Source organism: Saccharothrix sp. CCNWYY140 (assembly GCF_037401995.1).
GTDB lineage: Bacteria > Actinomycetota > Actinomycetes > Mycobacteriales > Pseudonocardiaceae > Actinosynnema.
This window is the reverse complement of the sequence record NZ_JBBEGC010000153.1, coordinates 1-15427: the sequence shown is the minus strand read 5'-3', so window position 1 is coordinate 15427 and position 15427 is coordinate 1. Positions and strand designations below refer to the sequence as shown.

At 70.7% G+C, this 15427-nt stretch carries 12 protein-coding genes; 5 read left to right on the top strand and 7 right to left on the bottom strand.

The features are described from left to right. Positions 1–216: 216 nt before the first annotated feature. Together WBN91_RS35310 and WBN91_RS35305 are read left to right on the top strand one after the other, a co-directional pair. Positions 217–2391: a putative bifunctional diguanylate cyclase/phosphodiesterase gene (locus tag WBN91_RS35310; RefSeq protein ID WP_337728623.1), complete on the top strand. Its 2175-nt coding sequence runs from the start codon at positions 217–219 to the stop codon at positions 2389–2391. 66 nt (positions 2392–2457) lie between these two features. Beyond that, positions 2458–3279 (top strand): S1C family serine protease, encoded by an 822-nt coding sequence (locus WBN91_RS35305; protein WP_337728624.1) that lies wholly within the window; start codon positions 2458–2460, stop codon positions 3277–3279. Between the two features lie 73 nt (positions 3280–3352). Here the strand turns inward: WBN91_RS35305 and WBN91_RS35300 are convergent, their stop codons facing one another. Further along, positions 3353–4588: a cyclopropane-fatty-acyl-phospholipid synthase family protein gene (locus WBN91_RS35300; protein ID WP_337728625.1), complete on the bottom strand. Its 1236-nt coding sequence runs from the start codon at positions 4586–4588 to the stop codon at positions 3353–3355. Positions 4589–4599: 11 nt separating this feature from the next. After that, positions 4600–5958 carry an FAD-binding oxidoreductase gene (locus tag WBN91_RS35295; RefSeq protein ID WP_337728626.1) on the bottom strand — a complete coding sequence of 453 codons (1359 nt, stop codon included), beginning with the start codon at positions 5956–5958 and terminating at the stop codon, positions 4600–4602. A gap of 60 nt (positions 5959–6018) precedes the next feature. On the opposite strand from WBN91_RS35295, the gene WBN91_RS35290 reads away from it, so the two are divergent. Next, on the top strand, positions 6019–6780 hold the full coding sequence (locus tag WBN91_RS35290; protein WP_337728627.1) for a crotonase/enoyl-CoA hydratase family protein: 762 nt from the start codon (positions 6019–6021) through the stop codon (positions 6778–6780). A 114-nt stretch (positions 6781–6894) separates the two neighbouring features. On the opposite strand, the gene WBN91_RS35285 is transcribed toward WBN91_RS35290, so the two are convergent. Next, positions 6895–7491: a TetR/AcrR family transcriptional regulator gene (locus tag WBN91_RS35285; RefSeq protein WP_337728628.1), complete on the bottom strand. Its 597-nt coding sequence runs from the start codon at positions 7489–7491 to the stop codon at positions 6895–6897. A 92-nt stretch (positions 7492–7583) separates the two neighbouring features. Between WBN91_RS35285 and WBN91_RS35280 the strand changes: the two genes are divergently transcribed. Further along, positions 7584–8630 (top strand): NAD(P)H-dependent flavin oxidoreductase, encoded by a 1047-nt coding sequence (locus WBN91_RS35280; protein WP_337728629.1) that lies wholly within the window; start codon positions 7584–7586, stop codon positions 8628–8630. A gap of 166 nt (positions 8631–8796) precedes the next feature. On the opposite strand, the gene WBN91_RS35275 is transcribed toward WBN91_RS35280, so the two are convergent. The 4 genes from WBN91_RS35275 to WBN91_RS35260 form a co-directional block, all read right to left on the bottom strand. Beyond that, on the bottom strand, positions 8797–9951 hold the full coding sequence (locus WBN91_RS35275) for an acyl-CoA dehydrogenase family protein (protein ID WP_337728630.1): 1155 nt from the start codon (positions 9949–9951) through the stop codon (positions 8797–8799). Between the two features lie 5 nt (positions 9952–9956). After that, the gene (locus WBN91_RS35270) at positions 9957–11876 is read right to left on the bottom strand and encodes an acetyl/propionyl/methylcrotonyl-CoA carboxylase subunit alpha (RefSeq protein WP_337728631.1); all 1920 of its coding nucleotides are present in this window, start codon (positions 11874–11876) and stop codon (positions 9957–9959) included. Between the two features lie 5 nt (positions 11877–11881). Further along, complete coding sequence (locus WBN91_RS35265; RefSeq protein WP_337728632.1) at positions 11882–13486, bottom strand: carboxyl transferase domain-containing protein; 1605 nt, start codon at positions 13484–13486, stop codon at positions 11882–11884. A 137-nt stretch (positions 13487–13623) separates the two neighbouring features. Beyond that, positions 13624–14412, bottom strand: a complete 789-nt coding sequence (locus WBN91_RS35260) for an SGNH/GDSL hydrolase family protein (RefSeq protein ID WP_337728633.1) — start codon at positions 14410–14412, stop codon at positions 13624–13626. Between the two features lie 212 nt (positions 14413–14624). On the opposite strand from WBN91_RS35260, the gene WBN91_RS35255 reads away from it, so the two are divergent. After that, on the top strand, positions 14625–15212 hold the full coding sequence (locus tag WBN91_RS35255; RefSeq protein ID WP_443217853.1) for an SACE_7040 family transcriptional regulator: 588 nt from the start codon (positions 14625–14627) through the stop codon (positions 15210–15212). Positions 15213–15427: the final 215 nt, after the last annotated feature.

The following is a 15427-nucleotide window of genomic DNA, read 5'->3' as shown; positions in this document are numbered from 1 at the left end:
CTTGGCGGCCTGCCCGCCGGCGAGGCTCTTTTGATCTTTGAACTCAACGCTCCGCTCTCAAGCCCACGCTTCGCGGGCCCAAACGGGACGCGCTCCGCACTCGCAAGCTCGAACGCGCTTCGCCCGTCCCACTCCCTGTCCCCTAGACCGGTGGGACCGGGACACTTCGCCCGTCCCGGTCCCACCGCCTTGGTGTACCGGCCGTGCTCCATTCGAGTGACATTCGACCGGGAGTTGCGCAACTGGGCTCACTGCGGTGATCTGATCGTCCGACCAGCCGCAACCGGGTGGGTCTACGAGGATCGGGCGTTCAAGAGCTGGATGATGATGGTCGACCAGGCAGGGGCGACACACAGCGAGTTCGCCGACGCGCGGGACAAATTCGCCCGCGGCTGGGCGGCGGCCATCGGAGCGCGTCCCGACGACCTGCAAGACCTAGCCAACCGCCTCCACGCGGCCGTGCTCGGAGACTCCTCGGTGCAGGATGTCGGTCGAGCGCTGGTCGAACGGGGTTTCGCCGCGCCCGCAACCCTCGAACAAACCCTCACGTTCGTCGGCGAGAACCTCCACACCACCCCCACGCACCGGCTGATGGCCGTCCTGGGTGGTGTCGCGGCCGGGTTCAGCGAAGCGCTCCGGGAGCGGACGCTGGACCAGCAAGAACGCAACAGGTCCGCGGTCGTGCGGACGATCCGGGACACCGAGGCCGCCCTGCGGGCAAGTGAGGCGAAGTTCCGGGCCGTGTTCCGCACCTCCGCCGTCGGGATCGCCGTGACCGGCCTGGACTGCGAGATCCTCGACTTCAACGACGCCCTCCTCGACCTCCTCGACCACCGCCCCGAAGACCTGGCCGGGCGCGACGCGCACGACCTCATGCACCCCGACGACCGGGGCTTCGTGGACGAGGTGGCGGCAGTGCTGTCCTCCGGCGCGCGGGACCACGTCCGGGCCGAGAAGCGGATGGTGCGGGCCGACGGCGAGGTGATCGACGTCGTGGTCGCCGTGTCGTTGGTGCGGGACGACTCCGGGGCGCCCGCCTACCACGTGACGATGGTCGAGAACCTCGACGAGGTGCGCGCCCTGCAATCCCAGCTGCTGCGGCAGAGCCTCAACGACGTCCAGACCGGGTTGGCGAACCGGGTGCAGTTCCTGGGCTGGCTGGAGGGCGCGGTCGGGTCCAAGGGGCCGGACGCCCTCGCGCTGGTGGTGTTCGACATCGACGGGTTCCGGGTGGTCAACGACGCGTTCGGGCACGACGTGGGCAACCGGGTGCTCACCGTCGTCGCGGGGCACCTGCGGAGCGTGTTCGGGGCGGTCGGGCTGGTCGCGCGGATCGGGCCGGACGAGTTCGGGGTGCTCGTGCGTGACCCGGTGGACGTCGCGTCCGTCGTCTCGCTGGCCGAGGAGGCCGTGGAGCTGCTCGCCGAACCCGTGTGGGTGGGTGAGAACGGGATCGGGGTCACCGCGAGCGTCGGCATCGTCGTGCAGGCCGCGCGCGGTGCGGACGCGACCGAGCTGATGCGGTGCGCGGACGTGACGCTGCGGTGGGCCAAGGACGACGGCAAGGCGCAGTGGGCGCTGTACGACAAGGCCCGGGACGACCGGGACCGGCGGCGGCTGATGCTGGCGGCATCGGTGTCCGGCGGGCTGGAGCAGGGCGACTTCCGGGTGGACTACGAGCCCGTGCGGTCGCTGGCGGACGGGTCGCTGATCGCCGTGGAGGCCCGGCTGGGCTGGGACCACCCGACCGAGGGCTACCTGGACCCGACGTCGCTGTCGTCCCTGTGCGCGTGCACGGGGATGGCGGCGCGGCTGGGCTGGTGGGCCGTGGAGCAGGCGTGCCGGCAGGCGGGCGACTGGTACCGGCGGTTCGGGTCGGCCGCGCCGGTGCTGAGCATGGACCTGACCGCGCGGCAGGTCCAGGAACCGGAGCTGGTGGGCGAGGTGCGGCGGCTGCTGCGGGAGAGCGGGCTGCCCGCGTCGCTGCTGCGCTTCGAGCTCGGCGAGCAGCTGCCGGGGCTGATCAACGAGGACCAGGCGGAGGAGCTGGCCATCCTGGCCGAGCACGGTGTGCGGTTCGTGCTGGACCAGGTGGGCGGCGGCAACATCCCGGTGGACCGGCTGCGGCTGCTGCCGCTGCACGGGGTGAAGTTCCAGGGCTCGCCGGTGCGGGGCCTGGCCGAGGGCGCGAACCGGGTGGACGAGAGCGCGGCCGTGGCGCTGCTCACGTGGGTGCGGACACTGGGCATCCCCCTGTACGCGGCGGGTGTCCGCACGGAGTTCGAGGCGCGGCGGCTGCGCGAGCTGGGCGTGACCGGGGCGCAGGGTCCGCTGTTCGGGACCGCGTTGTGGAGCGCTGACGAGGTCGCCGAGGTTCTTGGCAAAGCCTAGGCAGACGCTCAGGTTGTTCATAGCCGCCGGCGCGACTCTGGGTGCATGACACAGGGTTTCCCCGCCATGAGCGGGTCATTGATCGAACCGGAGCCGGCGCCCGCGGTGAAGCCGTTCTGGCGTCGCACCGGCACCGCCGTCACGACGGCCGCCCTGGTCGCCGCGTTGTTCGGCGGGGTGACGGGCGGCGTGGTCGGCGCCCTCAACGCGACCGGTGAGACGGTCGGCACGTCGAGCACGCCGGTCGCGCTGAACTCCGGTACGTCCACGCTGGACGTCTCGGCGATCGCTGCCAAGGTGCTGCCGAGCGTGGTCCAGGTGAACGTCGCCGGGACGCAGGGCCAAGGCCTCGGGTCGGGGGTCGTGCTGTCCTCGGACGGCCGGATCCTCACCAACAACCACGTCGTGGCCGGCGCGCGGCAGGTCACCGTGACGCTGAACGACGGGCGCACGGTGAACGCCGAGGTCGTCGGCACCGACCCGGCCAGCGACCTCGCCGTGGTGCAGGCCGCCGGCGTCTCGGGCCTGACGCCCGCCACGTTCGCCGACTCGGACAGCGTCAAGATCGGCGACCAGGTCGTGGCGATCGGCTCGCCCGAGGGCCTCCAGGGCACGGTCACGTCCGGCATCGTCAGCGCCCTGGACCGCACGGTCACCGTGCCCGGCGAGACCCGCCGCTCGAACGTCAGCTACCAGGCCATCCAGACCGACGCGTCGATCAACCCGGGCAACTCGGGCGGACCGCTGATCAACGCGGCCGGCCAGGTGATCGGCATCAACTCGGCGATCTACTCGCCCGCGTCGGACGGCGGCCAGGCGGGCAGCGTCGGCATCGGCTTCGCGATCCCGGCCAACCAGGCCAAGCAGATCGCCGCCCAGCTCACGTGAGGGGGCGACCAAGAACCCGCAGAGCCGAAGCGGCCCTGCGGGTTCTCGTCGTGATCACTCAGCTGAGCCAGACTCAGCTCAGCCAATCCGGGCGCAGCGGCATGCGGGAGTTCGTCCCGTCCAGCTTCACGCCCAGCACCTGGTGCAGCTGGATGTTGTTGCGCTCGAACCCCAGCCGGGACGCGGCCAGGTACAGCCGCCACACCCGCGCCCGGCCCGCGCCGACCTCGTCCACGGCCTCGTCCCAGTGCTTGTCGAGGTTGTCGCACCACGCGGCGAGCGTCATCGCGTAGTGCTCGCGCAGGTTCTCCTCGTGCCGCACCTCGAAACCGGTGTCGTGCATCAGGGACACGATGTGGCCGGGGCCGACCAGCTCGCCGTCCGGGAACACGTACCGGTTGATGAACCCGCCCGTGCGCGCCCGCTGCCGGTTGTCCGGCCGGGTGATGCAGTGGTTGAGCATCCGGCCGCCGGGCTTGAGCTTGCGGTACAGGTGCCGGAAGTACGCGGGCAGCTTGGCCTTCCCGATGTGCTCGGTCAGGCCGATCGAGCTGACGGCGTCGAACCCGGTCTCGCGGACGTCCCGGTAGTCCAGGTAGCGCACCTCGGCCAGGTCGGACAGCCCGGCCTCGACGATCGCCTTCTGCGCCCACTCGGCCTGGTTGCGCGACAACGTGACGCCCAGGGCCTTGACGCCGTACTCGCGCGCGGCGTGCATGACCATGCCGCCCCAGCCGCAGCCGACGTCCAGCAGCCGCATCCCGGGCTTGAGCCCGAGCTTGCGCGCCACCAGGTCGTGCTTGGTGAACTGCGCCTGCTCCAAAGTGGACTCCGCCGTCGGGTACACGGCGCACGTGTAGGCCATCGACGGGCCGAGGATCCACTCGTAGAACGTGTTCGAGACGTCGTAGTGGTGCGCGATCGCCTCGCGGTCGCGGGCCTTGGAGTGCCGCAGCCCGTGCAACCTCCGCTCCTGCGGCGGGATCTCGACCTTGGACTTCAGCCGCACGCGCCCGAGCGTGCTCAGCAGCGCAAGTCTTTCGGCCCAGGGCACTTCCCGCAGCGAGAGTTCCGACAAACTCGCCAGCGCGCCGTAGACGTCACCGATGATCTCCAGGTGACCGGTGACGTAGGCGCGGGCCAGTCCCAGCTCACCCGGCGCGGACGCCAGGTACGACAGGGCTTCCGGCGACCGCACCTCGATGCGCACACCCGCGTCGTCCGGCCCGGCCTTGCTGCCGTCGTACGCGCTGAACCCCACCGCCCGGTCGCCCCCGACCGCGCGCTGGAACACCTCGGCCAACCGCATGGACCACTCCTCTACCCGCGGAGAACGCACTTGGTGTACAGGTCCGGGAGCCGGCTCGCGGCGTCGTACCGCTTCTTCAGCTCCCGGTAGGTGGGACCGTTGTAGTTGTCCCAGAACTCCTGCTCCTCGTAGTAGGAGTCCGAGTACAACGACTTGTGCCCGCCCAGCTCGGTGACCTTGTCCTCGATCAACCGGTTGCGGCTGCCCATCGGCTCGCCGGGCCGCAGGTCCACGGTGGACCAGAAGCCGACGTTGACGTACAGCACGTCCGGGTCCATCGGGTACAGCGGCCAGCCGGTGCGGTCGCGCAGCCGCACCGGGCACAGCCAGACCGGTTCGATGCCGATCTCGCGGTGGAAGAAGTCGAGGAACTCGGCGAGGCGGTCCACCGGGATCTCGACGTCCTGGATGACCGGCTCCTGCGCCGCCTTGCTGAGCTTGGCGGAGAAACCGCGCCGGCGGTCCCAGGCGACGATCTTGCGGTAGACGTCCGAGCGCAGGTACCGCTTGGGCACCAGGCGCCGGACCACGGGGTGCTGGACGCCGAAGGCGCGGGAGCACCAGAACCAGTCGGTGTCCCAGCGCCACAGGTAGTCGCGCACGGTCAGGTAGTCGGTGCGGCGGGCCTGGATCGAGCGGTAGTAGATGCCGTTGCCGGTGTAGTCCGAGCGGTACGGGGCGTGGTCGGCCCAGCTGCCCAGGGTCAGGTACTGCTCGGTACCGGAGAACACCGTGCCGTCGACGAAGTCGACCGGTTCGCCCTGGTAGGACCGTTCCGCGCACACGGCCTCGATGACCTCGGCGCACTCCTCGGCGCTGCCGAACGGGACGTGCCGGAGCTTGACGAAGGGGTGCACGCGCTCGAGTTCGATCTCCAGCCGGAGCGTGTAGCCGAGGGTGCCGTAGGAGTTCGGGAAACCGCGAAACAGGTCGTCCTCGGGACCCACGGTGACGACCTCGCCGTCGCCGGTCATGACCTCCAGTTCGCGCACGGACTCGTGCGGCAGGCCGTTGCGGAACGAGCTGGACTCGATGCCCAGGCCCGCGACGGCGCCGCCGAGGGTGATGGTCTTGAGCTGGGGCACGACCAGGGGCATGAGGCCGTGCGGAAGGGTGGCGTCGACCAGGTCCTCGTAGGTCGTCATGCCCTGGACCTGCGCGGTCATCGCGTCGGGGTCGACGGAGAGCACCCGGTTGAAGCGGGCCACGTCGAGCCCCCCGGGTAGGTCGGCGCGGAACCGGAACAGGTTCGACGTCGGCTTGGCGAGCCGCACGGGCGCACCCGCGGGGATCGCTTCGTACTGGCCGCGCAACGCGGCCACCGCTCGACTGTGATCGCTCACGCGCTCGACGTTAGGCCGCTCGGGCATGATCAGCACCCCCAAATTCCGCCGCCCCCGACATTACCGCCCGGTAGTACCTTGGGACGCGTGAGTTCGGTACGCGTGGAACGGTCCGGGCCGGTGTGCACGGTGCTGCTGAACCGTCCCGAGGTGCGCAACGCGGTGGACGGCCCGACGGCGCACACCCTCACCGAGGTCTTCCGGGAGTTCGACGAGGACCCGGAGCTGTCGGTGGCCGTCCTGCACGGCGAGGGAGGGGTGTTCTGCTCGGGCGCGGACCTCAAGGCCATCGGGACGACCCGCGGCAACGACCCCCTCTCACCCACCGGCCCGATGGGCCCGACCCGGATGCGGCTGTCGAAGCCGGTCATCGCGGCGGTCGCGGGTCCGGCGGTGGCGGGCGGCTTGGAGCTCGCGCTGTGGTGCGACCTCCGGGTGGTCGAGGAGGACGCGGTCTTCGGCGTGTTCTGCCGGCGGTGGGGGGTGCCGCTGATCGACGGGGGGACGGTGCGGTTGCCGAGGTTGATCGGGATGTCGCGGGCGCTGGATCTGGTGTTGACCGGGCGGCCGGTGGACGCGGCGGAGGCGTTGCAGATCGGCTTGGCGAACCGGGTGGTGCCCGCGGGGACGTCCCGGGCGGCGGCGGAGGAGCTGGCGCGGGAGATCGCGGCGTTCCCGCAGCTGTGCCTGCGGGAGGACCGGTTGTCGCTGCTGGAACAGGAGGGGTTGGCGGAGGCGGACGCGCTGGCCAACGAGATGCACCACGGGATGGTGTCGCTGCGGGACGTGGAGTCGGGCCTGTCCCGCTTCCTGGCCGGCGAAGGCCGCCACGGCCGCTTCGACAACTGACCGCCATCCCTCGCCGCCGCCCGCCTGCCGCCGCCACTCGCCGCGGCTGTCGCGCCCGCCGACCGGCCGCCGCGCCCGCCGCTGCCCAGTGCTCGAAGCCCAGCCGGCCGCCCCTCACCTCGGCGCGAGGACCCCCTCGACGTGCTCCCACAGCGTGTCCAGCAGCTGCGGGTCGTTGTCGAGCTTCGCGAACAGCACCAGGCCCTCCAGTTGGGCGAGCACCGCGCGGGCGTGGGCGCGGGTGACGCGGTCTGGTGGGAGCAGTCCTTCGGCGTGGGCCTCGTGCAGGACCTTCTGCACCAGTGCGACCTGCTCGGCGAAGATCTCCCTCAGGCAGGCGTGGACCGCCTCGTCGTTGCCGCCGACCTCCAGGACGAGGTTGCCGTACAGGCAGCCGCGCACCACGCCGACGTCCCGCTTGCTGTCGTACTGCGCCTTCACCTGCGCACGGAGGAGTGCTTCCAGTCGCCTGAACGGGTGCCCCTTCGCCCCGAGGACGGCCCGCCACTCCGCGCTCTCCTCCTGCCAGGCGTGCCGCAGCGCCTCGACCGTCAACGCCTGCTTCGACTCGAAGAAGTAGTAGAAGCTGCCCTTGCGCACGCCGGCGCGCTCACAGATCTCGGCGACACCGATCGCCCCGTACCCGCGCGACCGCATCAACTCGCACGCCGCACCCAGCAACTTCTCCCGCGCATCACTGCTCCGTCCCACGGCCCACACAGTAGACGACCGGTCAACTATCACTTAGTAGACGACCGGTCAACTATTGCGAAGTAGTTGACCGGTCGTCTACTTTTCGCCTCATGACATCACCCACCCGGCTCCTCGACCTCCTGGGGATCGCGCATCCGATCGTGCAAGGCCCTTTCGGCGGCGGACTGTCCTCGGTCGCGCTCGTGGCCGCCGTGTCCGAGGGCGGGGCACTCGGGTCGTTCGGCGCTCACCACCTCCACCCGGACGCCATCACCGGACTGGTCGCCGACCTCCGGGCCGCCACCGCGGGACCGTTCGCCGTCAACCTCTGGGTTCCGCAGCCCGGCGAAGACGCCCCCGTCGACCTCGCACCCCATCGCGACCGGCTGGCACCCCTCTACCGGCGACTGGGCCTCGGCGACCCGCCCGACCACCTCGACGTGCCCGACTTCACCGACCAGGTCGAGGCGTTGCTGGCCGCCGGCCCGCCCGTGATCAGTTTCGTCATGGGCGTCCCCCCGCACGACGTCCTCGCGGAGGCGAAGCGGAAGGGCATCGTCACCATCGGCACGGCCACCACCGTGGACGAGGCGGTGGCGCTCGAAGCCGCCGGCGTGGACGCCGTCGTGGCGTCGGGCAGTGACGCCGGTGGTCACCGCGGAGCGTTCCTCAAGCCGGTCGAGCACTCGCTGGTGGGCACGTTCTCGCTGGTGCCGCAGGTCGTGGACGCGATCGCCCTGCCCGTCATCGCCGCGGGCGGCATCGCGGACCGGCGCGGGATCGCCGCGGCGCAGGCGTTGGGGGCCGACGGGGTGCAGATCGGGACCGGGTTCCTCGCCACGCGCGAGTCCAACGCCGGCGAGGTGCACAAGCGGGTGTTGCGCAGCGACGCCGCCAAGGTCACCGTGCTCACCAAGGTGTTCTCGGGGCGGACGGCACGCGGGATCCACAACGGACTGATCGACGAACTGGCCGATGCCGACGTGCCGCACTACCCGGTGCAGAACGCGTTGATGCAACCGTTGCGGAGGGCGGCGGCGGAGCGGGGCCTGGCCGACTACGCGAGTCTTTGGGCGGGCCAGGCGGCCCCGCTCACCACGGCGAAGTCGAAGTCGGCGCGGGAGTACCTCGCCGAGCTGGTGGGGCCGCCGAGCTAGCACTGCCCGATCCCTCACGGAGCTCAACCCCTACGCGGGCGCTCGCGCCGCCCAGCCGCGCACCGCCCATGCCATGCGCCGCCCAGTCCACCCCAGCCCCGCCCAGCGCCGCCCAACCCGTGCGCGGCCCGGCCCTCCCGCTGCCCCGTCCTAGCGCTGCCCCGCCCTAGCGCAGGCCCAGTTCGCGGGCGATCAGCATCTTCTGCACCTCGCTGGTGCCCTCGCCGATCTCCAGGATTTTGGCGTCCCGGTAGAACCGCCCCACCGGGAACTCGTTCATGAACCCGTACCCACCGAAGATCTGCGTCGCCTCGCGCGCGTTGTCCATCGCCGTCTCCGAGGACACCAGCTTCGCGATCGCCGCCTCGCGCTTGAACGGCTCGCCGCGCAGCATCTTCGCCGCCGCCTGGTAGTACGCCAGGCGCGCGGTGTGGGTGCGGGCCTCCATCTCGGCGATCTTGAACTGGATCGCCTGGTACTCCCCGATCTTGCGGCCGAACGCCTCGCGCTCGCCCACGTACCGCAGGCACTCGTCCACGCAACCCTGCGCCAACCCCACACCCAGGGCCGCGATCGCCACCCGCCCCTCGTCCAGCGTCTGGAGGAACTGCGCGTAACCCCGCCCCCGCTCGCCGACCAGGTTCGCCGCGGGCACCCGGCAGTCCTGGAACGACAGCTCGCGGGTGTCGGAGGCGTTCCACCCGACCTTGGAGTACTTCCGGGACACCGTGAAACCGGGCGTGCCGGCCGGCACCAGGATCGCCGAGATCTCCGGCTTGCCGTTCTCCCGTCGACCCGTCACCGCCGCGACCGTCACCAGAGCGGTGATGTCCGTGCCCGAGTTGGTGATGAACGCCTTGGTGCCGTTCAGCACCCACTCGTCCCCGTCGAGCCGCGCGGTCGTGCGCAGGGCGCCCGCGTCGGAGCCGCCGCCCGGCTCGGTCAGGCCGAACGCGCCGAGCGCCTCCCCCGAGGTCAACCGGGGCAGCCACTCCTCCTTCTGCGCAGCCGAACCGAAGCGGTACAGCGGCATCGCGCCCAGCGAGACCCCGGCCTCCAGCGTGATCGCCACCGACGAGTCGACCCGGGCCAGCTCCTCCAGCGCCAGGCACAGCGCGAAGTAGTCACCGCCCATGCCGCCGTGCTCCTCGGGGAACGGCAGGCCGAACAGCCCCATCCGCCCCATCTTGGCGACGATCTCGTAGGGGAACTCCTCGCGCTCGTAGAACTCGCCGATGACCGGTGCGATTTCGTCGCGCGCGAACTCCTCGACGGTCTTGCGCAGGGCCTCGTACTCCTCGTCAAGGCGGAAGTCCAACATCGCTCTCACTCCTGGTGCGGCACGACGACGGCAAGGGTCTGGTCCAGCGCGACCTGTTGGCCGGCCTGGACGTTCACTTCGGCGAGCACGCCGTCCACGGGTGCCGTGACGGTGTGCTCCATCTTCATGGCCTCGACCACGAACAACGCCTGTCCCGCGGTCACGTGGTCGCCCTGCGACGCACGCACCACGAGCACGGTCCCGGGCATGGGGCTGGTGACCGGGCCGCCGCTGCTCGAACCTTCCGAAGCGCCGGCGGCCTCGGACTGCTCGTGCTCGGTCAACGCCCACGAGTGGCCGTCCGCGCCGAGCCACAGCACGTTGCCGGCGCGGGCCATCGCGTACCGGCGGGTGCCGACGACCAGGTCACCGTCCACAAGGGACGCCGACAGCCGCATCACCTCGCCGTCGCCCACGACGACTTCCTCGCCACGAACGCGCACGTCCACGTCGTCCACGCGCCACTTGGTCCACGCGTGCTCCCCGATCCGCCAGCCGCCGGGCTGGTCCCACGGGTCGTCACCGTGGGGGGCGAGCTGGCGTTCCAGTGCGGCGGCGGCGTAGACCTCGGCGGGAACCTCGTTGTGCACCAACGAGTCCAGCTTGCGCTCGACGAGACCGGTGTCCAGCGCGCCGGCCCGCACGTCCGGGTCGCGCAGCAACGCCCGCAGGAACGGGATGTTCGTCGTGACGCCCAGCACGACCATCCGCCCCAACGCGGAGTCCAAGCGCCGCAACGCTTCCTCACGCGTGTCGCCGGACGCGATGACCTTCGCCAACATCGGGTCGTAGTCGCTGCCGACGGTCAACCCCTCGTGCAGCGCGGAGTCCACCCGCACGTCGGACGGCTCGCGCAACGCCAGCACCGTGCCACCGGTCGGCAGGAACCCGCGCGCCGGGTCCTCGGCGTACACGCGGGCTTCCACGGCGTGCCGGGACAGCGCGACCGAGTCGAGGGCGAGCCGCTCGCCGGACGCCACGCGGAGCTGCCACTCCACCAGGTCGACGCCCGTGGCCAGCTCGGTGACCGGGTGCTCGACCTGGAGGCGGGTGTTCATCTCCATGAAGAAGTAGTCGCCGGTCGTGCCGTCCACGATGAACTCGACCGTGCCCGCGCCGACGTACCCGACGGACTTCGCGGCGTCCACCGCCGCCTGACCCATCGCCTCCCGCACGGAGGGCGTGAGCAGCGGCGAAGGCGCTTCCTCGATGATCTTCTGGTGCCGCCGCTGCAAGCTGCACTCGCGCTCGCCGAGGTGCACGACCCCGCCGTGCGCGTCGGCCAGCACCTGGATCTCGATGTGCCGCGGGTTGGTGATGAACCGCTCGATGAGCAGGGTGTCGTCGCCGAACGACCCGCGTGCCTCGCGCCGGGCCGATTCGATGGCGTCGCGGAGGCCGTCCTGGGAGTGGACGAGTCGCATGCCCTTGCCGCCTCCGCCGGCGGAGGGCTTGAGGAGCACCGGGAACCCGATCTCCTCCGCGGCGTCGACCAGGTCGTCGTCGGTCATGCCGGCCTCGGTCCGCCCCGGCACCACGGGCACGCCGGCCGCGCGCACGGTCAGCTTGGCGCGGATCTTGTCGCCCATCGCGTCGATCGCGTCGGCGGGCGGCCCGATGAACACCAGCCCGGCCTTCTCGCAGGCCCGCGCGAAGTCGGTGTTCTCGGCCAGGAACCCGTACCCGGGGTGCACGGCCTGCGCGCCGGTCTCCCGGGCCGCGTCGATGATCTTGTCGATGGAGAGGTAGCTCTCGCGGGCGGCGGCGGGACCGATGCGCACGGCCACGTCGGCCAGCCGCACGTGCAGCGCGTCGGCGTCGGCGTCGCTGTACACGGCGACGGACCGGATGCCGAACCGGCGCAGCGCGCGGATCACGCGGACCGCGATCTCGCCGCGGTTGGCCACCAGGACGCTGTCGAACATGCCCCTCACATCCGGAAAACGCCGTAGGAAACGGGCTCCAGCGGCGCGTTGGCCGCCGCGGACAGCGCGAGCCCGAGGACGGTGCGGGTGTCCTTCGGGTCGATCACGCCGTCGTCCCACAGCCGCGCCGTGGAGTAGTACGGGTTGCCCTGGTCCTCGTACTGCTGTCGGATCGGAGCCTTGAACGCCTCTTCGTCCTCGGCGCTCCAGGCGTCGCCGAGCTGGTCGCGCCGCACGGTCGCCAGCACGGACGCGGCCTGCTCGCCGCCCATCACCGAGATCCGGGCGTTGGGCCACATCCACAGGAACCTCGGCGAGTACGCGCGCCCGCACATCGAGTAGTTGCCCGCGCCGAACGACCCGCCGATGACGACGGTGAACTTCGGCACCCGCGCGCACGCCACGGCGGTCACCATCTTGGCGCCGTGCTTGGCGATGCCACCGGCCTCGTACTCGCGGCCGACCATGAACCCGGAGATGTTCTGGAGGAACACCAGCGGCACCGAGCGCTGGTCGCACAGCTGGATGAAGTGCGCGCCCTTGAGCGCCGACTCGCCGAACAGGATGCCGTTGTTGGCGACGATCCCGACCGGGTGGCCGTGGATGCGCGCGAACCCGGTGACCAGGGTCGGCCCGTAGTCCTTCTTGAACTCCTGGAACCGGCTGCCGTCCACGATCCGCGCGATGACTTCCCGCACGTCGTAGGGGGTGCGGGTGTCGGTGGGCACCACCCCGTAGAGCTCGTCGGGGTTCACCACCGGCTCGACGCTCGGTTCTACCTTCCACGGCCGCTCGGCGCGCGGACCCAGGGTGCTGACGATCGAGCGGACGATCCGCAGCGCGTGCGTGTCGTCGTTGGCGAGGTGGTCGGTGACACCGGAGGTGCGCGAGTGCAGTTCGCCGCCGCCCAGCTCCTCGGCCGTCACGACCTCGCCGGTCGCGGCCTTCACCAGCGGCGGGCCGCCCAGGAAGATCGTGCCCTGGTTGCGCACGATGACCGCTTCGTCGCTCATCGCGGGCACGTACGCGCCGCCCGCGGTGCACGACCCGAGCACCGCGGCGATCTGCGGGATGCCCTGGCTGGACATGGTGGCCTGGTTGAAGAAGATCCGCCCGAAGTGCTCGCGGTCGGGGAACACCTCGTCCTGGCGGGGCAGGAACGCGCCGCCGGAGTCGACCAGGTAGACGCACGGCAGGCGGTTCTGGAGGGCCACTTCCTGCGCGCGGAGGTGCTTCTTGACCGTCATCGGGTAGTACGTGCCGCCCTTGACGGTGGCGTCGTTGGCGACGACCACGACCTCGCGGCCGGACACCCGCCCGACGCCGGTGATGATGCCCGCGGCCGGGGCGTCGCCGCCGTAGAGGCCGTCGGCGGCCAGCGGGGACAGCTCCAGGAACGGCGAGCCCGGGTCGAGCAGGGTGTCCACGCGGTCGCGGGGCAGCAGCTTGCCGCGCTCGACGTGCCTGGTCCGGGCCTTCTCCGGGCCGCCGCGGGCGGCGGCGGCGAGCTTGGCGCGCAGGTCGTGGACCAGGGCGGTGTGCTCGTCGGTGTAGCGCCGGAACGCCTCACTCGACTTGTCGGCGGCGCTGCGCAGGACGGGGGCGTCCACTGGGCTCCTCGCGGTTAGCAGTCGTTAACCCGAGGAAATGTTAGCGCCTGTTAACGCGGGCGTCTACGGGGGTGGACGTGCGAAGGGGGCCACCTGTGCGAGGTGGCCCCCTTCAGCATGTGGACTGGGGGTGGAGGTCAGCCGGTGATGGCGGTGAGTTGCGGCAGGTAGCCGAGGCGTTGGCCGTTGCGGTTGGGGTGGTAGGACTCCTCGACCGGCCAGCTGAGGCTGTTCAGCCACCAGTCCGAGGAGCAGATCTCGTGGCCGGTGAACGCCGTGCGCAGGTCGCGGTAGGCGAACGAGCGGGCGGCGGCGCGGCCGGAGATGACGGAGTGCAGGGTGTCGGCGGCGGAGTTGATGGCCGAGCGCTTGGTGTCGGACAGGCCCACGGAGCAGGAGCCGGGGACCTTGTAGAGGCGCGGGTAGCCGAGGACGACGACCTGCGCGTACGGGGCACGGCTGCGGATCTGGCCGTAGACGTTGTCCAGCAGGCCGGGGAGCGTGGTGGTGGCGTACGCCTTGGCCTGGTTGACCCGGTTGATGCAGGTCGAGTCGGAGCCGAAGGTGCAGGTGGTGATGACGTCGGTGAAGCCCGCGTCGTTGCCGCCGATGGAGATGGTGGCCAGGGTGGTCGAGCTGGTCAGGGCGCCGATCTGGTTGTTGAGGACGTCGCCGGTGCGCGCGCCCGAGCAGGCGACGAACGCGAAGCTGGACACGGCGTGCGAGGCGGCCCAGAGGGCGGGGTAGGCGTACGGGCTGCGCTTGCAGCTGCCGCTGTCGCCGTAGTACGAGCCGGTGCCCGTTCCCGAGGAGTAGGAGTCGCCCAGGGCGACGTAGTTCACGGCTTGGGCTTGCGCGGGTATGGCGGTGAACAGGGCCGCCGCTGTGGCCAGGGCGGCGGTGAGCAGGGTTTTGACGGAGCGCATCGGGGGCCTCCACGGCAGGGTGAACGCGGGGGTGTTTCGGTGATGCAGGGTTGTGATGCGGAGCACAACAAGAGTTACCAGGCGGTAGCGCCTGATTAGAAGGGTGGGTCAAGAGTTAACGACAGGTAACTTCGGTCGGTTGGTGATCTTCTGACGACCCGAGGGTTAACGCTCGTTTACGCAGAGGCGCACGGCTGTTTAGGATGGGGCGCGTGGCCCCATCCGATGGAGTGAAGCAAACCCGCCGCGACCAGATCCTGGACGCCGCCGCGGAACTGTTCGCGCGGCACGGCTTCCACGGCGTGGGCATCGACGACATCGGCGCGGCGGTCGGCATCTCCGGCCCGGCGCTGTACCGGCACTTCAAGAGCAAGGACGCCATGCTCGGGGAGATGCTGACGTCCATCTCCGAGCGCCTGCTGGAGGGCGGACTGGCCCGCGTGCGGGAGGCTTCGGACGCAGCTTCGGCCTTGCAGGCGCTCGTGCGGTGGCACGTGGACTTCGCCCTGGACGACCCCGCGTTGATCACCGTGCAGATGCGCAACCTGGCCAACCTGACCGACCCGGACCGGCGGCGGGTGCGCGCGTTGCAGCGGCGGTACGTCGAGGTGTGGGTGTCGACGCTTCAGGAGACGGTGCCGGTGGACGAGCCGACTGCTCGGGCGGCGGCGCACGCGGTGTTCGGGTTGATCAACTCTACGCCGCATAGCGCGCACTTGGATCGGGATCAGATGGCGTCGTTGTTGAGTCGGATGGCGCTGGCGTCGCTGACCACGGCTGGGGTGTTGGCGATCGCTTGAGGGCGCGGTTGCGTGGGCGCGGTTGCGTTCGTGGGTGGTTGGGAGCTTCGTAGCGCTCGCCGCGCGGCAGACCACCGATGGGGGGTGAAGGGCGTCGGTTCCCCCACCGTATGGCCTGGCGGAGCCAACCACACTTTCGGTCGGGTGCCGCTAAATTTTTTGCTCGTTCCTCACAAAAAATTCGGCTGCACCCGACCGAAAGCGTGGTAGCCCTT